This window comes from Rheinheimera sp. 4Y26, assembly GCF_025245835.1.
Taxonomy (GTDB): domain Bacteria; phylum Pseudomonadota; class Gammaproteobacteria; order Enterobacterales; family Alteromonadaceae; genus Pararheinheimera.
The window spans coordinates 188503-212250 of record NZ_JAOBWS010000007.1; the positions used below are offsets into that span (position 1 = coordinate 188503).

Here is a 23748-nt window from a genome sequence, read left to right on the forward strand (position 1 = left end):
GTTAAGGCAATTTCAACTGACGGCCACCATCAAGCGCCAGCACCCGGCCGGTAATGTAACGGCTTTGCAGCAGATACTGAATGGTTGCCAACACTTCGCCTGCGCCTGGTTCAATGCCCAGCAGCGATTTTGCCAGCGCTTTTTGTTTGTACTCGTCATCATCGCCCTGATTAAACATCAACAGTGCCGGTGCTATGGCATTGACTTTAATGTGAGGAGCCAGCAAGCGTGCCTCTGAGAACGTCAGATTCTCGAGCGCTGCTTTGGAAGCGGCATAAGCCTGATGTTTTTCGCTGCCAACAGTGGCAACAAAATCACTGATCTGAATAATATCGGCGGCGCCTCCGCCTGTGCACTGTGCTTGTAATAACGGCAATAAGGCCCGGTTCAGTAAATAAGGCGCTCTGGCATGAATGGCCATCATGGCATCAAACACCTGCGCGTCCTGCAGCAGTTGCTGGCTCAGGTTATCAGGCTGTAACGGCAGATCTTTATTCCAGTCAGACGCATTGTGGATAATGGCGCGAAGCCTGGGTGTATATTGCCGTACTGCAGTCACCAGCTGATACAGGCTTTCCAGCTGGGTTAAATCTGCCTGCAGACAAATCACACCGGCTTGTTCCAGTGCATCAATACTTGAGTGTCTGGTGCGGTAGCTGATGATCAGCTGATAACCTTGCTGCTGCAATTGTTCAGTACAATACAGGCCAACACGCTGGGCGCCGCCTGTCAAAAAAATCACTTCTTTCATCCGGTACTCCGAAAGCTTGTTGCTGTGGTTATTGTGCCATAAGCGGGCGGCAAACTGCTTTAGCCTTTGTATTGGCTGGGGCAATAAGCGCGGTGAATGTCCGGATGGCGTAGCTGAAGATGTTTGGTCAGCCTGCCCTGCACCCGCGCGCGCCAGCGTTTAAAAGCGCTTTTACTAAGAGCGTGGCGCATCAATAGCCGAAGCCTGGGTTCATTCAGGCCATACAAGGCCTCTATGGCCTCAAATGGGGTGCGATCTTCCCAGGCCATTTCAATAATACGGCTCAGATCTGCGGCGGAAAAATCTTCAGGGCGGCACATCTGCCTGGTTTCTGTTGCAAGGTTCATCTACGGGGAAAGGTTCGTTGCTGGTGGAACAGATAACAATTACGGTTTGGTGGCAACAAAGGATCAGTAAGGGACAAATAACAGAACAGGACTTAGTTTGAGCCAGAGAACAGCTGCCTGTACAGCTGCTCTCTGATTCAGTATTGATGTGCAGCTTTTAGCCTGGCATTTTTGCCCAGGCAGCACACCAGCCGTTGTTATTGACCAGTTTACCTGGGAATATATTACATGGCCGCCATTCTGCTTTGGCATCGCCTTTGATTTGCATGCAGTTGCCGCAAGTTGAACCTTCTACTGTAGATTTATGCACATATTTCATTGCCACTGCCAGCGGGTCATCCAGCTTCACCTGCTCTTCAGCAAATACCCGCAGGCTAGTGCCGCCCATAGTGACGCCAATCAGGGTGGCGGTAGAAAGTTTCAGAAAATTGCGACGGTCGAGTTGACTCATGGTGTTGCTCCTGTTGTTTTTGATCTTGCCAGCAGTTCTACGTCTGCCGCTTCAGTATGGATGATTATCCACAGTTCGAAAGCGGAAGTTTTTGATCCGGCGCATAAAAACCCAGCCAGCCCGGTAAAAAATCAGATAAACACCAGCAACAACAGCTGCAGGCAAGCGCTGTTTCCTCTGTTCAAAGCACCAGTACGGCATAACACCCGGTAGCAGTTGTGTTGTGCGGCTTTATCGGCGGTTTTTACCCGGCAACAACAGCACAAGACTTAACAATAACAACAGCGGCACCAGCACCAGCTGATTAAACACATCAGCCTCCATCCTAAGATTTAACCAGAGCACGGCGCTCCACTGCAGCAGCAGCGCCAGTCCATGCCAGAATGTCAGTTTCATACCAAACTCCTTATTGCTGCATTTATCGCCAGCTACTTTACAAGCAACAGATTAGCGCCTACAGTGGCATTAATGACATTAAAAAGGTGAATAAAGACAAAATGCAACAAGTGGTGATTCTGATCTATCCAGGGGTGTGTCTGGGCCAGGTTTGTGGTATGCAGGACTATTTCCGCTTTTGTAACGATCTGGCAAAACACCAGAACCCGGACGCCGCCGCCTTGTATCAGGTGCAACTGATGCACATCGCCGGTGTTACTGAGTACCGCGATGGAATGCTGAGTCTGCATTGCCAACCCTTGTCGCTGGATGACGCTGATCTGGTGCTGATCCCCGGCAGTTATGCCCATAGTGCCGATGCCTTACAAGGCATCGCCGAACTCTTTGCCGGGCAAAAAGCCATGCTGCAGGCTGCCCACCACAGGGCCGTGCCTATTGCCGCCAGCTGTAATGGCAGCTTTGCACTGGCCGCCACCGGGCTATTGAATGACAAAAGCGCCACCACCTGCTGGTTTCTGGCCGATTTTTTCCGTGAACTGTACCCTGAAGTAACCTTGACTGTGGATGCCAAAATTCAGCAGGCAGATGGCCTTTATACTGCTGGTGCCACCAGCGCTTATCTGGAATTGTGTTTGTATCTGACACAGATTCAGCAAGGTGCCCGCTTTAGTCAGCAGATGGCAAAAATTATGCTGACCGACCCACAATGTGCATCCCAGGCTCCTTATTTAACGCTGCAACAATTGCTGCCGCATCAGGACGATAAAATTGCTCAGGTGCAACAATATCTGCGTCGTCATCTTGCGGAAAATATTGAGCTTGCTGCCCTGGCCGATCATTTCGCCATGACACCCAGAACTTTATTAAGACGCTTTAAACAAAGCACCGGTGACACCCCTATGGCTTATTTACAAAAATTGCGTATTGAAAAAGCCAAATTGCTGCTTGAAAGCAGTTTATTACCGGTGGAGCAGCTACTGCCTGTGGTGGGATATGAAGATGTGTCGTCGTTTCGCAAATTATTTCAGCAATACACCAGCCTGACACCTAAAGCCTATCGCGAGCGTTTTTATCTGGCAGAAAAACACTGACAGACTCAGTGTTCGCTGAAGGCAAAACCATTACGGCCATTGGCTTTGGCCTGATACAGGGCATTGTCAGCGCGGCGCAGCATGCTGTCATAGTCAGCTTTGCTGGCTTCATCCACACAACAAATGCCGATACTGATACTGACATGATCAGTGGCCTGATTAAACTGATGCGGCAACGCCGCCTGGCGGAACAACAGCAGCAGGTGACTGGCAATAGCGCTGGCACCTGCTGCATTGGTATCTGGCAAAATGGCAATAAATTCTTCACCACCATAACGGGCTACTAAGTCGCTGCCGCGGTTAATACCCTGCTGTAATAAAGCAGCAACCCGCACCAGCGTATCGTCACCGGCCTGATGACCATAGTGGTCGTTGTAAGCTTTAAAACAATCCACATCAATCATTAACAAGGTCAGTGGCCACTGCTGACGCTGTGCCTGCACCAGTGCCTGATGGAACTGCTGCTCAAAAGCCCGGCGGTTGGCAAGGCCGGTTAAACTGTCGGTATAAGACAGCTGCTGTAATTCCTGCTGCTGCGCGGCCACCGTACTGGCAAAATAAGCAAAAGAGCGGGCAATAGCAGCAATTTCATCATGACCTTCAATCTGATGAGCGGCGGCTTTACCCTGCACCTGCAACAATACGTTGTGATTCAGCTGCTCCAGCCGTCGCACCACGCGGCGATGGATAAGCGCAATGGCCACCAGTAAAAACACAATCACCAATAAAGCGCCGGACAAAATCTGTCTGTTGTCCTGCTGCAGCTGTTGCTGAATTTGCGCAGCGTCAGCAAGTACAGTGCCGCTGATGTCATAAGCACTGTTTTCGGCAAGACGGGCGTAGTCCAGCACCAGATTACGCACAAAATTGCCACGCCCTGTGGCACGGCCGCCAATTGCAAGCTGTTGCTCGCGCAGTGGCAACAAACCTTCACTTTCCAGTAATAAAGAACGCAACTGCAGATCGGACTGTTCCGCCAGCTCCAGTTGATTAGTTGGTAAAACGGCTCTGGCCTGACGCAGTCGTAACATTTGTTGTTCAACCTGTTGTTTCAGCTGACGCAGCTGCATCATTCGGTTTGAATCACTGGCCTTGCCCGACAAAGTCACTACAGCGGCAAACTCCAGCAACCAGGGGCTATGGCGCTCTTCGTCGGCCAGCGCCAGTTTGCTGGTATACAGCTGCACCTGTTCATACAACTGATAAATCTGCTGCTGGCTGGTCTGTACTTTGCTCTGTAACTCCAGCCGCTCCGACATCAGCTGATTCAGGTTGTCGATTTCTTCGGTCAGCGCCACCAGCTGGGCATTCTGATAAAAACCGGTTTGCCATTCTTTGGTCAGGCTTTGCAGCCCCTGCAGGTTCAGCTGAATGTCCTGATACAGATTATGCCGCACCGCCTGACTGGGCGAGCGGCTTAAAGCTTCGGTTAAGTAAAGTAACTGATTGATCTGGCTATAAACCTTGCTTGATTGCACCACAGCGGGAATGGCTGAACCCGTAATGTTCTGCAGCAAGTTCTGAAAACTGCCGAGCCGGTTTTGCACCAGCACCGCCATGGCAATAAACAGCAGCAACACCAGAAGCGAGGTTAAACTCAGCATCATGGTGATGGAATAACGGCGGCGAACCGGCATTGGCTTCAGACTGTTCATGGCATCGCCCGCCCTACATCGACCAGCCGACCTTCAATCACCGGCGCGACCTGCTGCTGTTGTTTGATGTAATCCACCACTACTTCGGCCACCAGTTTGTTCATCTGATTCGGATAATTCTGTTGTGGCAACTCGGTCAGCATTTTGTAACCGTCACCACCACCTGCCATATAATCAAAAGTCGCCAATGTGTATTTTTTATTTAAATCCAGTGCCTTGCCTTGTAAGGTCACTGCCAGCACCCGCTCGCCCACCGGCTTGCGGCTGTCGTAGCGCACTTGCATGCCGGACACATGGGCAAAACGGCCGCGCAATAATTCCAGTTCGCTAAAAGAGTTTTCCAGCGCCGCCAGTAGCTGCTGACCGCTGATTTGCAATAACACCACCTGATTGCGGTACGGCAGCTCCATGGCGATATCTTTGCGGGTGAGCGTGGCCCCCGCCTTATACTGTTTTTCGCCCCTGATATTGCCGGAATTTAACATGGCAATGTCGGCACCGGCATGCAGCCGCACTGCATCGGCTATCAGATTGCCAAAGGCATTTTCTTCACTGCGCACCGTTCGTCTGCTGGTGTCGAGCGCAACCCGGGTCAGGCCAATTTTTTCACCAAGCAGCTGCTCCAGTCTGGCGCTGTGATTTTTCACCACACTCAGCACTTTAGGTTCAGGTGCAAAATTTTTCAGCAGCACAATATTGGGTTGAACCTGCAAAGTGGCAGGATCCGACTTTTGCCAGCTTAGATCCAGCACCGCCACTTCCGAAGATGCCATCAGATTGATGTGGCGTGGCGAAGACGGTGCTTTTACATTAGAGGTCAGGCGGAATAACTCGTTTTTGCGTAACGCCAGATCAATCAGCTGTTGTGACAATAAAGGCTCGATAAAATCAAAATTGGCGCTGTATAGCAGCACTATCAGCTCTGCACCGGCCTGACGTAACAATATCGACTGCTCGCGCACTGCTGTTTTGGCATCAAAAATCATCACCCTTTTTAGCGGATATTGTTCCTGCGCCGCCGGTGATAACACGGCAATGACACCAATTTTGATATCGCCCTGCTGCACCAGCACGCCGCTTTCCAGTCCATCGAGATTGGCGCCGGTGATAGGGTCATATAAGTTACTGGCGACCAGTGGAAATGAAGCTTCATAACTGCGCTGCGACAATTCATCTTCGTAAAAACTAAATTCCCTTTTTGCCACCCCCATAGCGTCGGGTTCCAGTAAATTCAGCAAGTCAATAATATGAGCGCCCCGGTCGAAGGACGACAAAGTGCTGGGGCCTAAACTGTCGCCGCCAAACAGAAAAAACAGCGGCACCGGCTCACGCCGGTATTGTTTTAGCAAAGTAGCTAACTCGGCATAATCGCCATGTTCGGTTTCAGCAATACGGGGAATTTCGGAAGTAAACACCAGCCGCGCCTGGCGCTGCTCACTGCTATTGGTGTCGTTGCCATGGCCGGCCACAACGGACCAGAGCGGCAGGTAACAGCACAACAGCAACAGTGTAAGCCAGCAGGAGTTGTTGCCTGATTTGCGCTTTTTTGATTTCACTTTATATCAACCTCTGCCACTGCCGTTTTGGCCACTGCCGGAAGGATGCAATAGCGCCGCGGGCGCTGACTTAGTATGCCGACAATGCGCCGGCCATGGCAAAAGGTTTTCTGCCCTTTACGACCAAAGTTGCAGTAAAACCGTAACTTAACATCAGTGTATGTCAAAAAACCGCTTTATGTTATCCAAGTGCCTGCTTCGTTTTAGCCCCAGCGCCAAGCCCGCTTCTTGTTGCTCTGACAACAATAATCATTGCCTCGCTGAAAATTTATGCTATAAATGAAAGCGCTTTCAGGCAATAAAAATATGACAAATCAACACAACAAGCCAGGTAAAACGCCACTTGAGCATTGATGAGTGCGCTACTATCTGGCCCATATTAAAAATAAACCAGTTTAAACAAGGATTTGACCTGATGACGCCCAAATTCCCTGCCACCAGGCGACCACTTTATGCACTTGGCAGTCTGCTGTTTGTTGCTGTTGCTGCTTGTCAGCCTGCAGCAGAAAAAGCCGGCAATCAGCAAAACCAGACGGAGGCTGAGCCAGTGACAGCCCAAAGCCCAAGCCCAATCACGAGCACAAGCCCTGACAAGGGCAAACCAAAGTTGCAACAAAGCGCGAGCCAAAGCCCGGCAACCGACCTGAAGCTGTGGCCGGCCTTAACACCGGCTGTTGCCAGCAACCCTGAGCTTGAAGCGCGGCTTGAAAAAATATTAAGCAGCATGACACTGGAGCAAAAAGTTGCCCAGATGATCCAGCCGGAAATTCGCGATATTACCGTCGCCGATATGCGCAAATACGGCTTTGGCTCTTATCTCAATGGCGGCGGCTCATTCCCGGACGGCAATAAACAGGCCACGCCACAAGACTGGATCAAACTGGCCGAAGCCATGTATCAGGCCTCTGTTGACGATTCAGAAGACGGTTCCACTATTCCAACCTTCTGGGGCACAGATGCTGTGCATGGTCACAACAATGTCATCGGCGCTACTTTGTTCCCGCACAATATTGGCCTTGGCGCCGCCCGTGATGAACAACTGATTGAAAAAATTGCCCGCGCTACCGCCCGTGAAGTAATGGTAACTGGCATTGATTGGGTATTTGCGCCTACTGTGGCTGTGGTGCGCGATGACCGCTGGGGCAGAAGCTACGAAGGTTATTCTGAAGATCCCGACATTGTGCGCTCTTACGCCGGTGCCATAGTGCGCGGCTTACAAGGCGCAACAACAGACAAAGATTTTCTCGGTGCTGAGCGTGTGGTGAGCACAGTCAAACACTTTATTGGCGATGGCGGCACCGAAGGTGGTGTTGATCAGGGCAACAACACCGCCAGCGAAGCTGATTTAGTGCGCTTGCATGCCCAGGGTTATGTCGGTGGCCTTGCCGCTGGCGCCCAAACCGTGATGGCGTCTTTTAACAGCTGGCATGGCGTGAAAAACCATGGCAATTCTTATCTGTTAACCGATGTACTGAAAACCAGAATGGGTTTTGATGGTTTAGTGGTAGGTGACTGGAACGGCCATGGCCAAATTCCGGGCTGCAGCAATGAAAATTGTGCAGCGGCTGCCAACGCCGGTCTGGATATTTATATGGTGCCCACCGCTGCCTGGAAACCTTTGTACGAGAACCTGATTGCCCAGACCAAAGCCGGCGAAATTCCACAAAGCCGCATTGACGATGCAGTACGGCGCATTTTGCGGGTGAAACTGCGTGCCGGCCTGTTTGACAAACCAAGCCCGGCCAACCGGCCTTTATCCGGTAAAACCGAACTGATAGGTTCCAATGAGCACAGAGCTATTGCCAGAGAAGCTGTACAAAAGTCGATGGTGCTCTTGAAAAACAACAATATTTTGCCGCTGAGCCCAAAACAAAAAGTGCTGGTGACAGGGGTTGGCGCCGACAATATTGGCATGCAAAGTGGCGGCTGGACCATCACCTGGCAAGGCACCGGCAATCAGAACAGCGATTTTCCGGGCGGCAGCTCTATTTACGCTGGCATTGAGCAGCAGGTAAAAGCTGCCGGCGGTTCGGTTGAACTCAGTACTGACGGCAGTTATCAACAAAAACCTGATGTAGCCATAGTGGTGTACGGTGAACAGCCTTACGCCGAAGGCAATGGCGACATTAACAATCTGGAATACCAGCGTGGCAATAAAACCGATTTAGCCATGCTGAAAAAACTCAAAGCCGATGGCATCAAAGTGGTGTCGCTTTTTATCAGCGGCCGGCCGCTTTGGGTGAATCCGGAAATCAACCAGTCTGATGCTTTTGTTGCCATCTGGCTGCCGGGCAGCGAAGGCTCAGGCATAGCGCCGGTGTTATTCCAAGGTGCCGACGGCAAGGTGCAACAGGATTTTCACGGCAAGCTGAGTTTTTCCTGGCCACAAAGCCCGAATCAAACCAGCGTGAATCGCGGTGATGAAAACTACCAGCCGCTGTTCCCTTATGGTTACGGCCTCAGTTACCAACAGAACGCTGAAGCGTTAGCGACCAACCCATTGCCGGAACACATCAGCGATGCCGCCGCCCCCCTTGAGCCGCTGGTCCTGTTTAACCGCGACTTGAAAGCGCCATGGCAGCTGATGTTACAAAGTGGCCAGCAAAAAGCTGCCGTCAGCAGCAGCCAACAAAAGCTGGGCGCTGTCAGCATCCGCAGTTTTGATTACCAGGTGCAGGAAGACGCCCGCGAGCTGGTATTTAGTGAAGCAGCTGCAAGCAGCAGTGCCGGTATTGCCATTATCAGCAGCTTCCCACGTGACTTACGCGCCTACCGTGAACAGCCGTCGGTATTAAGCCTGACACTCAAACGCGACAGCAAAGTGCCAGACACAGTGCTGGTTGCCATGGCCTGTGGTGAAAAGTGCAGCGCAACGCAGAATATCAGCAAAGCTTTAAGCGCGATGCCAGAAGGCAGCTGGCAACAGCTGCACCTGAACCTCGAGTGTTTTGCCAAACAAGGTGTTGATTTTGCACAAATCGGCAATGTGCTGACGCTGCAATCTCAGGGTGCACTGAGCTTAAGTTTCCATCAGCTGCAAATTCAGCCGGTGACCAAACTTGGTGCTGATGCAGTGGTGGTTGCATGTGACTAGGCGGTTGCTGCCCGGTGCGCCGGGCATGGCGCTTTGATTTTAAAAACGACGCTTTTTAGCGTTGTTTTTTTGGCGTCGTTTTTTTGTGCCGATACTTTGGCAATGAAGTCGTTTTTGATGCCTGCGGTATGGCGCGGATGTGGGGTTGCTGCACCCCAGCGGCATTGTTGGTTGATTTTATGCCTGCGGCATGGCACGGATGCCGGGTTTCGCCCCGGCGGGCGAGTCTCTTTCTTTGCTGACAAAGAAAGAGACGCAAAGAAATCACCCCGAGATCGCTCGAAAGCCCGCTGTTTTGACCAATTTTGAGGCGCCGCCAAAACTCGGCGAGCGCTACCGTCGCTCGCCTCAAACAGTTGTCGGCTTAAAACCTCAAAACCGGCCAAAACAACGGCTCGCTTGACGGGGCAAAGAGCGGGACAGCTTGGGAATTTCTGTTTTGAGAGCATATCAGACATTAAAACTGCACTTTGAGGCCAATACAGAACACCAGCGAAATAAACGAAAGTAAAAAAAGCCGCTTTAGAAGTTTTTCGTCACATCCGTATTATCCTTAAGCGCATGCTTTATCTTCTTGGGTAGCTTCATTTTCCGATCAAGCCATTTGATTACGAAGCTTGAACAAGATGGTGCACCTGGCCCGGTCAGGTAATCCAACGTCGTGACCGCACTAGAGATAGTAAGATAAAAATTTTCATTTGGGAGTTCCACGAAACTCATTTGCTCCGGTGTAAACCATGGGTTGTAAGAGTAAAAAGCCTCAATGAGCCCCTGCTCCATTTTGCTGAGGGAATTTTGAATCGGGGGGACTCCTATGTGCTTCCTTAGACTAAAAACATAACTATCGAGTGCAAATAAAAGACCCGAATTGAAATCCACCCCGAAAGCGTTGTATCGATTATCAGGGCATCCATGTTCTTCAACATTTTTTATGAAATCATCGACCAAGAAAATTTCAATTGATTCGGAAACGTCCGAATTAATCTTAATTGCGGTATGAGGCTTAGTGTCGAGTGTTGAACGTAACTCAACTATCGAGCACGCTTCACTGTGCAAGGCGGTAATAGGATGACCATCGAACCGCTTTTGATTAATCGCTTTTCCTCTCATAAGGAGAAAAGCCTTCAAATATTTCTCTAATGCCTGAGAAGCAGCCCAAAAGAATGCACGATGCATACCTTTTTGAGCAAGTAACCGAGCCGTAACATAGTCCTCGTCGGCAGGTTTAACGAAAGAATCGCAGATAACGTCAACGATATATCGTTCGATATCGGCTTGAGTATGACTAGGCAAAATTTCAAAGTGTTCAAGCTCGTCTTTACATCTGAGACTGTGTACATAGTTCAATTCCATCTGACTCCCCTTCCAACCAATGATGTATCTGTAAGCAAGACGCAGAACATGATCTACTTTCTTTTACTCTGAATCTGAAGCTTTTGAACGTTATATTGACGACTAATACTAAATAGAAACAGCATCTTTCCTGTTTTGGAAAAAACCAACCACCAAACCAGCGCTTTTCCTCCCCTTTAAGCCGAGCCGATAAAAATCGAAAGTTTGAGGTTTTAAGACGCCAACTGTTTGAAGCGGCTGACGCTAGCAGCCGCTGAGTTTTGGCGGCGCCTCAAACTTTTGATTTTTAGCGGGCTTTCGAAGGCTTACCGGGGTCGTTTTTTGCGTCACTTTTTGTCGATACAAAAAGTGACTCGCCCGCGGGGGCGAGTCCCCGCATTCGCGCCATGCCGCAAGGCATCAAATAAAACAAACACTTAGCTTTCTAAAGCGCGCTGTTACCTATGTGGTTGAACTGAAGTATCACCTATGAGGCTGCACTCTAAACTGCCAAGTACAACACTGCCACAGCGCCATCAGCCGCAAGTGCAAAGGCAAAGGCTAAAGCATTTAGCCCTTCAGCTCTGCTGCCGACTCCCTTACCACCAGCTCTGGCACAAACACATTATTCACTGCCACGCTGTCGTCTTTGTACAGATTTTTCAAAAGCCACAAAGCGGCCATTTTACCCATTTCATGGATGGGGTTGTTCACTGTGGTGAGTTTGGGGGAGATATAACGGGCAAAAGGAATATTGTCGTAGCCGACAAAAGATAAGTCGCCGGGTACTTTCAGGCCGCGGTCTAAACAGACCGAAATGGCGCCTGACACCATCTGGTCGTTGGCGCAGACCACGGCGCTAAATGGCAGGCCTGTGGCGAACAGTTGTTCCATGCCGGCCACACCGCCGTCTTCTTTGTAGTCGCCTTCGACACAAAGTCTGGGCTCAAAGCTCAGGCCAAATTCTGCCAGCGCTCTTTTGTGGCCTTCCAGGCGCTCCAGCGCGTCGTGTTTGCGCTTAGGGCCTGAAATATAAGCAATATTTTTATGACCAAGCTGCAATACATGCTGGCAGGCTAAATAACCGCCCAGCTCGTTATCGAGGTAAATACAACGGTCGCTGATTTGTTCGATATACCTGTTGATCAGCACTATCGGCTTGTCACCCTGGCTGAGTTTAATTAAATACTCATCCGACACCGCTTCTACATCGAGGATCAGCGCGTCACAACCTCTGTCCTGCAAAAACTCGACACTGTCCATTTCCTGCGCCGCATCACTGTGGCCCACGGCAATAATCACATGTTTGTTTTTGCTGCGCAGCGAAGCTTCAATTTCCGCCATCATAGGACCGTAATAAGGACCATCCAGCTGCGACACCAGCACGCCAACGCTGTTGGAACAGTTTGACGCCAGTGACTGGGCAAAGGTATTAGGCCTGTAGCCAAGCGCTGCCATGGCATCCAGTACTTTTTGCCGGGTTTTTTCGCTGACGTTGGTGTTGTTATTCATCACCCGCGACACTGTTGCCAGCGACACGCCCGCCATCAATGACACGTCGTAAATTGTAGCCATAAGTCCTTTATTCACATACGCTTAGGTTGTTTGTGCTTTTTAGCTTACCAGCTTTTCAGCCTCGGCTCTTTGTAAATCCGTGCTTATCCGGGCAATTTTTTCATTGGTCAGAATGTACCAGCGCATCACCAGCGCCACCAGCAACGAGCCAAGGGCGGGATAAACACAAAATGACCATAAAATGCCTTGTTTGGCGGTTTCAGTCTGGCTTTGGTCGGCCTGATAACCATAACCGGCCAGTAACCAGCCGGCGGCAGCACCACCAATGGCGAGCCCCAGTTTGATAAAAAAGATAATGGATGAATACACCATGCCGGTGGTGCGGATGCCGGTTTTCCATTGGCCATAATCTACAGTGTCGGCCATTTTTGCCCAGAGCAGCGGTGTACCGGCGTTAAAAAAGAAGTTCCACAGCATAAAAAAGCCAAACGCCAGCATGCTTTGGGAAGGAGCGACAAAATAAGCGGCCACACAGACAGCTGCGGCGCAAAGCTGCACCGCGATATAGAGTTTTACCTTGCAAAACCTTTTGGCAAGCGGCTGCGCCACCATACAACCGGCAATACTGCCGAGCATGCCCAGAGTAATAAACAGGCTGATATCATCCGGCAATTCCAGATAATATTTCACGTAATAAATGGCCAGGGTATTTTTCAGCACAGCGCCCGACAATAAAAACAGCGCCGCCAGCGACAACACCCGCCATTGGTCATTGGCCCACAAGGCTTTCCAGCCTTGCGCCAGGCTATTTTGTTCAGCCGGCGGTTGCACCCTTTCTTTAGTGCCGTAAAAACAGGCTAAAAACATCAGCACCCCGGCCACACTCATGGCCAGAATGGTCAGCTGATAACCTTTGGCTTTATCGCCCTCGCCAAAATAATCCACCAGCGGCAAAGTACAGGCCGACACCAACAGGCCGCCTAACATGGCAAAGACAAAACGGAAACTTTGCACCGATACCCGTTCGCCCGGATCAGCCGTTAACACGCCGCCCAAAGCACAATAGGGAATATTAATGGCGGTATAAGCCAGCATCAGCAGGGTATAAGTGAGGAAGGCATACCACATTTTGCCGTTTTCGGAAAAATCCGGTGTGGTAAAAGCCAGCACGCTAAAAACACCAAAAGGCAGCGCAAACCACAATAAATAAGGCCGGAATTTGCCATGTTTACTCTGGGTCCGGTCGGCCAGCGCGCCCATTAAGGGGTCGGTAATAGCGTCGATAATACGCACCACTAAAAACATGGTGCCGACAAAGGCCGGTGAAATGCCAAAGATGTCAGTGTAAAAGAAGGTTAAAAACAGCATCACGGTCTGAAACACAATATTGCTGGCGGTATCGCCAAGCCCGTAGGCTATCTTCTCCCTGACGCTGACCATCAGCCTTCCCCTGTAATTATTGTTATAAAGTTAAAGCGCGTGGCGCCGTCGCAATCTGTGTTTATCTAAAGTTCAAACCTAATGCATCAGGCAGAGACTGGCAAGCAGCCCCGCGCTGCGCCACTGCCTCCTGCTGCCAATGCTTGTTAGCGCCGGCGGCTTTGAATAAAGTCGCGATAGGCCAGACCACTGGTTTTAATGGTGCGCTGCTGTGTGACGTAATCTACATACACAATGCCAAAACGTTTTAAATAACCTTCAGCCCATTCAAAATTGTCCATCAGGCTCCAGGCAAAATAACCATCCACCCGCACGCCTTGCCGGATGGCACTGTCGAGCGCCAATAAATGCGCCTGATAATAAGCCAGCCGGTCTTCGTCATTAACAACTCCGCCTATCAGTTTATCGTCCATGGCAGCGCCATTTTCGGTGATATACACAGGCGGCAACTGATATTGCTGATGCAAACTCACTAACAAGTCGGTAAAAGCCTGCGGATAAATTTCCCAGCCAATATCGGTTTTGGGCGCATCCACCATATCCACAGGGGCAAAACCATGCTCGGCACAAGCCTGATACACAGTGCGGGTGTAAAAATTCACCCCAAGAAAATCCAGTGGCTCGCTGATAATGGCCAGATCGCCGGGTTCAATGCCGGGTTTGTCCTGCTCGTTCAGCAGGGCAAAACTCTGTGGGTATTCGCCATCCAGCACGGGTTTGATATACCACTGATTAAAATAATCATCGGCCAGCTGCGCTGCCGCCACATCGGCCGGATCCTCAGTCTGGGCATAACAAGGGGTAAAATTCAGCACCAGACCATTGAGGCTATCGGGGCTATTTTTTTTCAGTACTTTGAGTGCCAGCCCATGGGCCAATAACAAATGATGCGCCGCTTGCCGTCCCCAGGCTTTTTGCTGTTTGCCCGGTGCATGAATACCAGCTTCATAACCTAAATACGAGCTGCAAAATGGCTCATTTAAGGTGGCGTAACTGTCTACCCTGCCCGCAAAAGCGCGGCTGATTTTGTCTGCATAGTCAGCAAATAAATAGGCGGTTTGCCGGTTTAACCAGCCGCCCTGATCTTCAATATACTGTGGTAAGTCCCAATGATATAAAGTGACAAAGGTTTTGATCTTTAACGCTTTAAGCGCATCCAGCAACTGAATATAAAAATCAACACCGGCCTGGTTTAACGAGCCGTCCTGATACATCACCCTGGGCCAGGAAATGGATAACCGATAAGCATCCACCCCCAGCGACTGAATAAGCTGCACATCGTCCTGCCAGCGGTTGACATGATCACAGGCCACCAGACCATTGGATCCATCACGGATCTTGCCCGGTGTGGCACAAAAAGTATCCCAGATACAGGGCAAACGGCTTTCGGCACTGCCTTCAATCTGAAAAGAAGCCGTAGCCACGCCAAAAATAAAATCGCGCTGGCAGAGTCTGGAATCTTTGGGTAACTGAATTGTTTTCATTGTTATTCACTGTGGTTATGTGCTGCCACCGGCACTGTCCGGCGGCGAATCAACTGCGCATTGTGCTATTGCACTGCAGGTTAAAAATCATCGTTGTTGCAGCCTTGCTGCACACTCATCGGCGCCGGAATAGACTGACGTTATTGATTTTTTTCAGCAACTTACCAAAACTTTGGCCGGCTGTTTTACAGCAGCGCTAAACACCTGTAAGCGCTTTCACGCTATTTTCAGAAGTTAGGTGATTTTCTTAATCGCGTCAATACAAGCTGAGAAAAAGGCCAGAAAATAACCGCAGCTAATTTGCATACGGCCGCTGTTGCAGCGTAGAAACAGCAGCAGAAAAACACAGATGGAGGCTTAATTTCACAAAAACAACAAACAGAAGCCGCTTATGCTGGCGTCAACGCCAGCCAGGACGCCGGCGGTTGCCACTGGGGTAACCAATTAAGCAAGGCAGCAGCCGGCATGGGCCTGGCAATGGCATAACCCTGCGCATGCTGGTAACCCATTTGCAGCAGTTTACAGCCATGGCCTTCAGTCTCGACACCTTCGGCAATCACCTGCATATCAAAAGCCCGGCTCAGCGCCAGAATGCCCTGCAAAATGGGCACATCGTCATCGTCCACCAATAAATCACGGACAAAACTCTGATCCACTTTGACACTGTGCAGCGGCAAGCGCTTCAGATAAGACAAAGACGAATAACCGGTACCAAAATCATCCAGCGCAAAACGCACACCAAGCGCACTACATTTGCTCATCAGGTTGCTGACGGTGCTGATATCATCCAGCGCGCTCGATTCCAGAATTTCCAGCTCAATATATTGCGCCAGCTGCGGATTAGGCGCTAATAAAGCAGCCAGATCCTTTTCAAAATCAGCATGCTGTAAATGATTGGCCGAAATATTAATACTGACCGGCAAACGGATGCCGCGTCTAAGCCAGAGGCCAAGCTGGCGCACTGCCGCAGCCAGCACCCATTGCCCCAGTTTAATGCCAAGTGAATGTTGTTCCAGCACCGGCAAAAAAGCCGCCGGTGATAATAAACCCCGTTTGGGATCCTGCCAGCGCACCAGCGCTTCCAGCCCTGTCACCTCCCCTGTCGCCATATTTACTTTGGGTTGATAAAAGAGTTCAAACTGCTGCAGCTCCAGCGCCTGGCGGATTTGCTCCAGCTGATGATGATAACCACGCAGCTGCTGCTCCTGCGCCGCATCAAAACGATGGTAGCGGTTTTTGCCGCCCTGTTTGGCCTGATACATCGCCTGATCGGCCTGACGTAATAACTGATCGGCCTGCACACCTGGCTGCGGATAAAAAGTTAAACCGGCACAGGCCGACAACCGAAGCTCCAGCCCTTCAACATACACCGGCAAACTGATTTCGCTAAGCAAACGTTGCAACAACACAGCGCCCTGCTGCTCAGTGTCAAGCGGATACAACAGCACCACAAACTCGTCGCCGCCAAAACGGGCAATTAGATCTTTGGGCCTTTGCAAATGTGACAGCCGCTGCGCCAGCTGCACCAGTACCCTGTCCCCGAGCTGATGACCGTGATGATCATTGATACTTTTAAAACCATCGATATCCAGATACGCCAGCCCCAACAAAGCCTGTGGCTGCTGGTCCATCGCCTGTTGCAACGACTCGAGCAATAACAGCCGGTTGGCAAGGCCGGTCAGGCCATCATAATGCGCCAGATGTTCCAGCCGGTGTTGTGCCATGCGCCTGGTATCATCCAACTGCAACAGGCGCTGCTGCGTACGCGCCAGCCAGCCCAGCACTGTGTCTTGTTTATCCGGGGCCACTTCAATCAGCGCTGAGTCTTTGGCTGAACCCAGCACACTGATATGTTTATATAAATCGGCAAGCGAAGTACCAAGCACCGCATGAAACTGGCGCTGCACCCGCCATACCAGCAAAAATAAAGCGCAGGCAATGGCAATAAAAAGTGCTCGCAGCAAATCGGCCACAAACATCGCCTGCGCCACTTGCGCGGCAGTGCGGTTGTCAACCAGCAGATAAAACTCTTCTATCGGCTGCATAATGCCGGCTTTGGCCAGATGGTAATTGTCATCAAACAGCAGATCCAGCGCGCTCTGGCGGGTCTGCAACTGGAGCGCTAACGGCAAGGCGGCCGCATCTTCAGCCTGCTGCATCGCCTGAAACTCAATAGCGGTTAAGTCATCCGAAGCAGCCTTGGCTTTGGCCAATCTGTCAAATTCCTGTTCGGTAAAACCGGCCTGCTGCATTAAGCTCAGCAAAGCTGCCGGTGGCCCATAAGCTTTGGGTTTATTGCTGCCTGCGACAACTAAATCCCAGTACAGCCGGTGATAATCCTGTGGCCTTGGCGCTTTGCCATCACGGATGGCAATAATTTCACGGAAATAATCTTTGTATTGTGGGTTACCTGTGGCGACATAACTGCGCACCATCCGCGTTAAATCATCGGAAGTTTGCCTAAGTTCGTCGGCCAGAAAAAACGACACCAGCCGCTGCTGGTTCGCTTCATCTATCAATTGCTCTGAACGTACATACCAGAAAAAACTGCCAACAAAAGCCAGCAGCAGCCAGATAGTCTGCCGAAAATAAAGTTTTAATCTGGATAACTGCTGACCGGCTCCTGACAAACAACACTCCTGCTGACTTAAAGTTGCAATGTTGACCAAGGCTTGACACAGACTTTGATAATAAGAAGGCAATTGTATGATTACAAGTTGACCCATATATTAGATCAACCTAATAAACATTGTCAGTCTGGCTGGCAGCCGCTACATTAAGCCAGATTTTCAGACAACTTTTTACAGACAACTTGAAGGAACAACCATGAAAAACGCCCAGCAACTGGTGGCCGAAGCCAAAAGCCAGATCCGCGAAGTGTCCGTTGAACAACTCGCTGCCGCCCTGAACGACCCACACAGTATTCTGATTGACGTGCGTGAACCGGACGAATTTAACGTCGGCCATATTCACAGTGCAGTGAACTATCCGCGTGGTGTACTGGAAATGCGTATTCATCAGCACCCTGCTGTAGCTGCAATTTGTGACACAGATCAGGCGCTGGCGACTTTGGCCGGTAAGGCCGTGTATTTATTATGCCGTAGTGGTGCCCGCTCGGCGCTGGCCGCTGTGTCGTTACAACAAATGGGTTTTAGCCGGGTGTATTCTGTTACTGGCGGTTTTCAGGCATGGCAGGACGCAGGCCTGAAGGTTGAAATCTGAAGGTTGGATCTGCAGTTTTAGTTTTTCAGCTTAGCTGCTGAAACTGAGCCTCTGAACTTTGCATCGAACTGAGCGCCTGCAGCAAAATGGCGGGTTCCCCGCTGCTGAGCGCCAACCTGAACGGCAACTTTGTACTTTTTTCCCGGGCCACTGCTCCAAAAGCACCGCCGCTGCGTATTGCCGTGATAAGTCGTGCGATTTATTAAAACCAACACCAACCGGCAGCTACTGCCGGTTGGCTTTTTTTCACCACAGGAGTTTTTATGCTGAGTTATGTAACTTTTGGTGTCAGCGATTTAGCCAGCGCCCGCGAATTTTATGGCTCTTTATTGTCTGAGCTGGACGCCAAACCTTTGCTGGAAATGGACCGGATTATCTTTTTTGGCCAAAGCATGAATAAACCTATGCTGGCGATTTGTATTCCTTTTAACAAAGAGCCTGCAGCCCCGGGCAACGGCACTATGGTCGCTATCAGCCCTGGCAGCAAAGAGCTGGTTGACGCGCTCTATCATAAAGCCATCGCCCTGGGTGCCAGCTGCGATGGTGCGCCAGGCCAGCGTATTCCAGGCAAGTTTTACGGTGCTTATGTCCGGGACGCTGACGGCAACAAAATTGCGTTCAGCCACTTTGGATAACAGCGTCAATGCAGCTGCACAGTGACTTTACCAGGCGCATAGTGGTTTTACCGGCTGAGCAACAATGGCAAGACTCTCCTATGCCAGGCGTCAGCCGGCTGATGCTGGACAGAGCGGGCGGCGAAGTAGCGCGCGCCACCAGCCTGGTGCGTTATGCACCAGGCAGTGGTTACCATGCCCATCGACACGACGGCGGTGAAGAAATTCTGGTGCTCGAAGGGGTGTTCAGTGATGAGCATGGTGATTATCCGGCCGGCACTTACCTTCGAAACCCGCCTGGCAGCAGCCATACGCCCTTTTCCGAACAGGGCTGCCTGCTGTTGGTAAAACTCTGGCAGTTCTCTGAAGGTGACAAAACTCAGCTGGTGCTGCCAAGCCAGCACAGCAGCTTTGTGCCGGGCACAGCCCCCGGTTTAACTGTGCTGCCACTGCATGAGTTTGACGGTGTCAGCACAGCGCTGGTGCGTTTTGCACCTCATACCCGCTTTCACCGGCATATACACCCGGGCGGTGAAGAAATTCTGGTGCTTGAAGGAGTATTTTGTGATGAGTTCGGTGAATATCCGGCCATGAGCTGGCTGCGAAACCCAAGATACAGTCAGCATCAGCCTTTTACCGGTGCTGAAGGCGCGCTGATTTATGTCAAGGTGGGGCATTTGGGGGCCGGTTTATTGGGCGACCAATTTATTGAGCCCAGCGCCTGACCCCGCAGTGGTTGCCTTGAAAGGAAAAGCCGGGGCCTGCTGCTGTTGTAGCAGGCCCTTTTTCTGCTGCTGCACTGCCTGCTATCGAGGTGCCTGCTATTGTGGTGGCTGCATAGAGCGCAATATTGCTACAATCGCAGCATTCCACTGTCCTGATGCCAGAGCACAGCACTTACAAAAGTGATATCCATGCAAACCGAACATAGCTACAGCACACTCCCTGCTGAATTTTACAGCCTTTGTGCTGCTACCCCTGTAGCCGCACCCAAATGGCTGGCCTTTAACCATGAGCTGGCCGCTGAGCTTGGGCTGGACGCAGCACTTTGTGAAACAGAGCAAGGCCTCGCCATTTTCAGCGGTAATCAGCAGGCGCCCTGGAGCAAACCTTTGGCACAGGCGTACAGTGGCCATCAATTTGGTCAGTTATCACCCCGCCTGGGCGATGGCCGGGCTTTATTACTGGCAGAAATTATTGATAAAAAAGGCCAAAGACGTGACATTCAGCTCAAAGGTGCTGGCCCAACACCCTATTCACGCCGTGGTGATGGCCGCTCAGCTTTGGGGCCTGTGGTGCGGGAATATCTGGTCAGCGAAGCCATGCACGCACTGGGCGTTCCGAGCAGCAGAGCGCTGGCCGCAGTGTATACCGGCGAGCCGGTGTACCGGGATCAGCGGCTGCCGGGCGGCATTCTGACCCGGGTGGCCGCCAGCCATATCCGCATTGGCACTTTTCAGTATGTGGCAATGCTGCAGGATTTACCCGCGCTGCAACAACTGGCTGATTATGTACTGCAGCGGCATTACCCAGAGTTGCAACAGGAAGCAGAGCCTTATCTGGCGCTGCTGCGCGCTGTGTGTCAGGCTCAGGCAGCACTGGTGGCACACTGGATGAGCGTCGGTTTTGTGCACGGTGTGATGAATACCGACAATATGACAGTGAGCGGCGAAACCATCGATTATGGCCCCTGTGCCTTTATCGACAGTTATGACCCTCATACGGTGTTTAGCTCTATTGATCATCAGGGCCGTTATGCTTATAAAAACCAGCCTGCCATTACCCAATGGAATCTGGCCCGGCTGGCCGAAGCCTTGCTGCCTTTGCTGCATCCGGACGAGCCTACGGCTGTTGCATTGGCGACCGAAGTACTGAACGAATTTCCGACTTTGTACCAACAACAGTGGCAACAGCGCTTTTGCGCCAAACTGGCATTAACCCCAGGTGCTGAAAATGCCGCGCTGGTGCAGCAGCTGCTGGATTTAATGGCACAACAGCAGCTGGATTTTACCCTGACTTTCCGACAGCTCAGTCAAAGCCTCACCGATGCACTGACGCCAGAACGGCCGACAACCCCTATCAGTCACGATGCGGCCTTTTTGCAATGGCATCATCACTGGCTGGCGCAGCTGCAACTGGAAAACCCCAAGCCTGGCTTTGTTGCACTACAGGCTCAGATGGACCAGCACAACCCGTTTTTTATTCCACGCAACCATCAGATAGAACAGATCATCAGCCAGGTGGTGCAGCAGGACGATCTGACCTTATTCCAGCAATTTGCCAAAGCACTGCAGAGCCCCTTTGTTGCCACAGCCAGCAATGCGGTGTTTGCCCAGGCGCCGCCAGCCGGCGGGCCGCATTACCGCACTTTTTGTGGTACTTAAGTGGTGGAGCCTGAGCTGCAGTCACTAAAAACGAACAATTAAAAAGGAAGGTAAATACCTTCCTTTTTGCTATCAGTGGCTGTAATCACAGCAAAAGCTCAACCTTAGTCTCTGGTTTTAAACTGTTTTACGTTTTGCTCCAGAGTGCGCGCCAACGCCTCCAGCTGCTGACTGGCGGTGGTAATTTTCGCCGCTTCCTGTTCGGCCTGCAGTGCTGAACTGGTGATCTGACCAAAGTTTCGGTTAATTTCCGACGCCACCACAGACTGCTCTTCCGCTGCCGTGGCAATCTGGGTGTTCATATCACTGATTTTAATCACCGAAATATTAATGGCATTTAAAGAATCGCCGGCACATTGCGCCTGCTCCACACTCAGATTCGCCTGCGCCTGACCTTCGTTCATCACAGCCACAGCCTTGACTGAGCTGTTTTGCATTTTTTCTATCACTTCTTGAATTTGCCGGGTTGATTCCTGGGTTCTTCTGGCCAGATTACGTACTTCGTCAGCAACCACGGCAAAACCACGACCCTGCTCACCTGCCCGCGCCGCTTCAATGGCTGCGTTTAATGCCAACAGATTGGTTTGCTCAGCAATACCCTGTATCACTTCCAGCACAGAGCCAATCTGACGGCTGTCTTGTGATAAATGGTCTATCACCTCGGCCGCTTCACCCACTTTTGCCGCCAGTGCATTAATGCTGGACTGGGTTTTATGCACTTCACGCTGGCCGGCATTAAATTCATCAATGGCTGTTTGCGCTAAACCTGCAGCTTCACTGGTGTGATGCGCCACTTCAGTCACAGTGGACGACATCTGATTAATAGCAGTTGCACCTTGCTCAGTCGCCATCTTCTGATGACCAATTAAATCTTCGTTCTGATGGGCGGTTTGCAATAAATTTTTTGATGCCATCAGCAAGGCACTGGCCGCCTGCATCGAATTTTTAGTCATACCGGTCAAATGCGAAGTTAAGTCTTTGACTGCGCTTAAAATACTGTTTTGAGATGTTGTTCCAACATCGACAGTTAAGTCACCGGAAGCGATCTGGTTAATGACAAAAGCTGCATATTCCGGCTCACCGCCAATAATATTTTTTAAACTCTGCACCGAGCGGATAGCGACAAAACTACCAATACCCAGTGCAATCAGCGTGACAATAATCATCACTTTGGAAAAACTGTTGGTTTGTTCACGGGCAGCTGACACCTCACGCTGAATAGAGCGCTCCTGATAATCAATCAGCTGGTTAATACGTTTTAACCATTCGGTGTAAGCCGGTGAGACGGTGCTTTGCAGGTAGTCGCTGGCTTGCTGATGCTGCTCGTTATTGACCATATCCAGCAAAGTGGCGGTGAGTTTCAGTGTGGAAGCTTCAATATCTTTAATGGCCTGCAGATAAGCAACTTCTTCATTGCTGTGTTTTACCTTGCCATACATATTGTCCAGGGTTGCAGCTGACTGCTGGTAAAAATCGTTGAGTCTTTTGATATCTTGTTGATGTTGTTCAGATTTTGTTTTGTCAGCAACCAGCACTGCATCGCGGATTGAAATAGCTCTGTCATGCACACTACCGCGAAAGTTAATAGCCTGACGCTGTTCCACTGCTGTTTGCTCCGACAGCGTGGTCAGATTGTCATCAGCAATACTAATTTTAACTAAACCGAACAGGGTGATGCCCAGCATAATGACCAGTAAAATGGCAAAACCTGCGTATAAACGATTAATTATCTTCATAGAGCGAACCTTATGGTTGAGTTGGCTATCTGGTGTAAACCTGTTGTGCCACATCCATACGGCAATGCCAGCAAAAATATCCAGTACTTCAGCATGAATCGTTTTAGCTCAATCCGCGACGTCGTTTTTTGCCGTTTCTTCGCGGTGAGGTGCGCCCAAAGCGTTCATCATGTCACTAGTACGCTGCACGGTGGTGGATGGATTAGTTTCCACTACCACAAAAATTAAAAACTGACCAAGCCTGCAAGCGGTGGCTCTGACATAACACAGCACAATAGTAAGCTGGAACAGCAAACATTAGAGCAAGCTTATGTAGCATACAACTGTATGAAATATATAAGCGTTTAAACATGACAAAGATAAAACTGTGAAAAATTGACTTTGATGAACAGCCGTCGCCAGACGGCTTGGTGCGCCTGCTGCCACTCAGATAAGATTTCACGCCAAAATTTGGGCACAAAAAAACCAGCATTAAGCTGGTTGATGTTTTACTAAATATTACTTTAGTAAAGTGGCAAAGCGGACGGGACTCGAACCCGCGCCCCCCGGCGTGACAGGCCGGCCTTGCTTTTAACAGAGAGCAACCGACTGAACAGCCGTCGGCAGACGGCTTGGTGCGCCTGCTGCCACTCAGATAAGATTTCACGCCAAAATTTGGGCACAAAAAAACCAGCATTAAG

General features: G+C 50.7%; 19 protein-coding genes and 1 tRNA gene. 6 read left to right on the forward strand and 14 right to left on the reverse strand.

What is annotated here, in order from left to right; translation table 11 throughout:
* Position 1 precedes the first annotated feature (1 nt).
* The 4 genes from folM to N3Z11_RS11250 all read right to left on the reverse strand — a co-directional run bounded on the left by folM (position 2) and on the right by N3Z11_RS11250 (position 1945).
* Positions 2 to 751, reverse strand: a complete 750-nt coding sequence (folM, locus tag N3Z11_RS11235; RefSeq protein WP_260657271.1) for a dihydromonapterin reductase — start codon at positions 749 to 751, stop codon at positions 2 to 4.
* Positions 752 to 810: 59 nt separating this feature from the next.
* A complete protein-coding gene (locus tag N3Z11_RS11240) occupies positions 811 to 1071 on the reverse strand; it encodes a TIGR03643 family protein (RefSeq protein ID WP_260657272.1) in 261 nt (86 codons plus the stop codon).
* Positions 1072 to 1255: 184 nt separating this feature from the next.
* On the reverse strand, positions 1256 to 1549 hold the full coding sequence (locus N3Z11_RS11245) for a high-potential iron-sulfur protein (RefSeq protein ID WP_260657273.1): 294 nt from the start codon (positions 1547 to 1549) through the stop codon (positions 1256 to 1258).
* A 231-nt stretch (positions 1550 to 1780) separates the two neighbouring features.
* Entirely contained in the window at positions 1781 to 1945 is a 165-nt protein-coding gene (locus N3Z11_RS11250) for a hypothetical protein (protein WP_260657274.1), read from the reverse strand.
* 86 nt (positions 1946 to 2031) lie between these two features.
* Here N3Z11_RS11250 and N3Z11_RS11255 point away from each other — a divergent pair, with 86 nt between their 5' ends.
* Entirely contained in the window at positions 2032 to 3036 is a 1005-nt protein-coding gene (locus N3Z11_RS11255; RefSeq protein WP_260657275.1) for a GlxA family transcriptional regulator, read from the forward strand.
* Positions 3037 to 3041: 5 nt separating this feature from the next.
* Here N3Z11_RS11255 and N3Z11_RS11260 read toward each other — a convergent pair whose 3' ends face one another.
* On the reverse strand, positions 3042 to 4691 hold the full coding sequence (locus tag N3Z11_RS11260) for a sensor domain-containing diguanylate cyclase (RefSeq protein ID WP_260657276.1): 1650 nt from the start codon (positions 4689 to 4691) through the stop codon (positions 3042 to 3044).
* Entirely contained in the window at positions 4688 to 6247 is a 1560-nt protein-coding gene (locus N3Z11_RS11265; RefSeq protein WP_260657277.1) for a bifunctional metallophosphatase/5'-nucleotidase, read from the reverse strand. Before N3Z11_RS11265 ends, N3Z11_RS11260 begins: the two co-directional genes overlap by 4 nt.
* A 415-nt stretch (positions 6248 to 6662) precedes the next feature.
* On the opposite strand from N3Z11_RS11265, the gene N3Z11_RS11270 reads away from it, so the two are divergent.
* Positions 6663 to 9341 carry a glycoside hydrolase family 3 protein gene (locus tag N3Z11_RS11270; protein WP_260657278.1) on the forward strand — a complete coding sequence of 893 codons (2679 nt, stop codon included), beginning with the start codon at positions 6663 to 6665 and terminating at the stop codon, positions 9339 to 9341.
* Here the strand turns inward: N3Z11_RS11270 and N3Z11_RS11275 are convergent.
* From N3Z11_RS11275 to N3Z11_RS11300, 6 genes are all read right to left on the reverse strand, one after another.
* The gene (locus tag N3Z11_RS11275) at positions 9338 to 9799 is read right to left on the reverse strand and encodes a hypothetical protein (RefSeq protein WP_260657279.1); all 462 of its coding nucleotides are present in this window, start codon (positions 9797 to 9799) and stop codon (positions 9338 to 9340) included. The genes N3Z11_RS11270 and N3Z11_RS11275 overlap by 4 nt on opposite strands.
* A 64-nt stretch (positions 9800 to 9863) precedes the next feature.
* Positions 9864 to 10694: a HEPN domain-containing protein gene (locus tag N3Z11_RS11280; protein ID WP_260657280.1), complete on the reverse strand. Its 831-nt coding sequence runs from the start codon at positions 10692 to 10694 to the stop codon at positions 9864 to 9866.
* Positions 10695 to 11243: 549 nt separating this feature from the next.
* Positions 11244 to 12248 carry a LacI family DNA-binding transcriptional regulator gene (locus N3Z11_RS11285; RefSeq protein ID WP_260657281.1) on the reverse strand — a complete coding sequence of 335 codons (1005 nt, stop codon included), beginning with the start codon at positions 12246 to 12248 and terminating at the stop codon, positions 11244 to 11246.
* A 39-nt stretch (positions 12249 to 12287) separates the two neighbouring features.
* Positions 12288 to 13628 carry a glycoside-pentoside-hexuronide (GPH):cation symporter gene (locus tag N3Z11_RS11290; RefSeq protein WP_260657282.1) on the reverse strand — a complete coding sequence of 447 codons (1341 nt, stop codon included), beginning with the start codon at positions 13626 to 13628 and terminating at the stop codon, positions 12288 to 12290.
* 146 nt (positions 13629 to 13774) lie between these two features.
* Entirely contained in the window at positions 13775 to 15112 is a 1338-nt protein-coding gene (locus tag N3Z11_RS11295; protein ID WP_260657283.1) for a GH1 family beta-glucosidase, read from the reverse strand.
* Between the two features lie 389 nt (positions 15113 to 15501).
* Positions 15502 to 17742, reverse strand: coding sequence for a putative bifunctional diguanylate cyclase/phosphodiesterase (locus N3Z11_RS11300; RefSeq protein WP_260657284.1), 2241 nt, complete (start codon positions 17740 to 17742; stop codon positions 15502 to 15504).
* 196 nt (positions 17743 to 17938) lie between these two features.
* Here N3Z11_RS11300 and N3Z11_RS11305 point away from each other — a divergent pair, with 196 nt between their 5' ends.
* The 4 genes from N3Z11_RS11305 to N3Z11_RS11320 all read left to right on the forward strand — a co-directional run bounded on the left by N3Z11_RS11305 (position 17939) and on the right by N3Z11_RS11320 (position 21332).
* Complete coding sequence (locus tag N3Z11_RS11305; RefSeq protein ID WP_260657285.1) at positions 17939 to 18334, forward strand: rhodanese-like domain-containing protein; 396 nt, start codon at positions 17939 to 17941, stop codon at positions 18332 to 18334.
* 263 nt (positions 18335 to 18597) lie between these two features.
* Positions 18598 to 18969, forward strand: a complete 372-nt coding sequence (locus tag N3Z11_RS11310; RefSeq protein ID WP_260657286.1) for a VOC family protein — start codon at positions 18598 to 18600, stop codon at positions 18967 to 18969.
* 8 nt (positions 18970 to 18977) lie between these two features.
* On the forward strand, positions 18978 to 19673 hold the full coding sequence (locus tag N3Z11_RS11315) for a cupin domain-containing protein (protein WP_260657287.1): 696 nt from the start codon (positions 18978 to 18980) through the stop codon (positions 19671 to 19673).
* Between the two features lie 189 nt (positions 19674 to 19862).
* Positions 19863 to 21332: a protein adenylyltransferase SelO gene (locus N3Z11_RS11320; protein ID WP_260657288.1), complete on the forward strand. Its 1470-nt coding sequence runs from the start codon at positions 19863 to 19865 to the stop codon at positions 21330 to 21332.
* A 104-nt stretch (positions 21333 to 21436) separates the two neighbouring features.
* On the opposite strand, the gene N3Z11_RS11325 is transcribed toward N3Z11_RS11320, so the two are convergent.
* Both N3Z11_RS11325 and N3Z11_RS11330 read right to left on the reverse strand, forming a co-directional pair.
* Positions 21437 to 23068, reverse strand: coding sequence for a methyl-accepting chemotaxis protein (locus N3Z11_RS11325; RefSeq protein WP_260657289.1), 1632 nt, complete (start codon positions 23066 to 23068; stop codon positions 21437 to 21439).
* 512 nt (positions 23069 to 23580) lie between these two features.
* Positions 23581 to 23659, reverse strand: a tRNA-Asp gene (locus N3Z11_RS11330).
* Positions 23660 to 23748 lie beyond the last annotated feature (89 nt).

Excerpts from the sequence above, each read along its gene's own strand:
- N3Z11_RS11315 (WP_260657287.1), top strand. The coding sequence starts at position 18,978 with ATGCAGCTGCACAGTGACTTTACCAGGCGCATAGTGGTTTTACCGGCT.
- N3Z11_RS11305 (WP_260657285.1), top strand. The coding sequence starts at position 17,939 with ATGAAAAACGCCCAGCAACTGGTGGCCGAAGCCAAAAGCCAGATCCGC.
- N3Z11_RS11325 (WP_260657289.1), bottom strand. The coding sequence starts at position 23,068 with ATGAAGATAATTAATCGTTTATACGCAGGTTTTGCCATTTTACTGGTC.
- N3Z11_RS11310 (WP_260657286.1), top strand. The coding sequence starts at position 18,598 with ATGCTGAGTTATGTAACTTTTGGTGTCAGCGATTTAGCCAGCGCCCGC.
- N3Z11_RS11240 (WP_260657272.1), bottom strand. The coding sequence starts at position 1,071 with ATGTGCCGCCCTGAAGATTTTTCCGCCGCAGATCTGAGCCGTATTATT.
- N3Z11_RS11260 (WP_260657276.1), bottom strand. The coding sequence starts at position 4,691 with ATGAACAGTCTGAAGCCAATGCCGGTTCGCCGCCGTTATTCCATCACC.
- N3Z11_RS11295 (WP_260657283.1), bottom strand. The coding sequence starts at position 15,112 with ATGAAAACAATTCAGTTACCCAAAGATTCCAGACTCTGCCAGCGCGAT.
- N3Z11_RS11275 (WP_260657279.1), bottom strand. The coding sequence starts at position 9,799 with ATGTCTGATATGCTCTCAAAACAGAAATTCCCAAGCTGTCCCGCTCTT.
- folM (WP_260657271.1), bottom strand. The coding sequence starts at position 751 with ATGAAAGAAGTGATTTTTTTGACAGGCGGCGCCCAGCGTGTTGGCCTG.
- N3Z11_RS11320 (WP_260657288.1), top strand. The coding sequence starts at position 19,863 with ATGCAAACCGAACATAGCTACAGCACACTCCCTGCTGAATTTTACAGC.
- N3Z11_RS11280 (WP_260657280.1), bottom strand. The coding sequence starts at position 10,694 with ATGGAATTGAACTATGTACACAGTCTCAGATGTAAAGACGAGCTTGAA.
- N3Z11_RS11290 (WP_260657282.1), bottom strand. The coding sequence starts at position 13,628 with ATGGTCAGCGTCAGGGAGAAGATAGCCTACGGGCTTGGCGATACCGCC.
- N3Z11_RS11285 (WP_260657281.1), bottom strand. The coding sequence starts at position 12,248 with ATGGCTACAATTTACGACGTGTCATTGATGGCGGGCGTGTCGCTGGCA.
- N3Z11_RS11250 (WP_260657274.1), bottom strand. The coding sequence starts at position 1,945 with ATGAAACTGACATTCTGGCATGGACTGGCGCTGCTGCTGCAGTGGAGC.
- N3Z11_RS11245 (WP_260657273.1), bottom strand. The coding sequence starts at position 1,549 with ATGAGTCAACTCGACCGTCGCAATTTTCTGAAACTTTCTACCGCCACC.
- N3Z11_RS11270 (WP_260657278.1), top strand. The coding sequence starts at position 6,663 with ATGACGCCCAAATTCCCTGCCACCAGGCGACCACTTTATGCACTTGGC.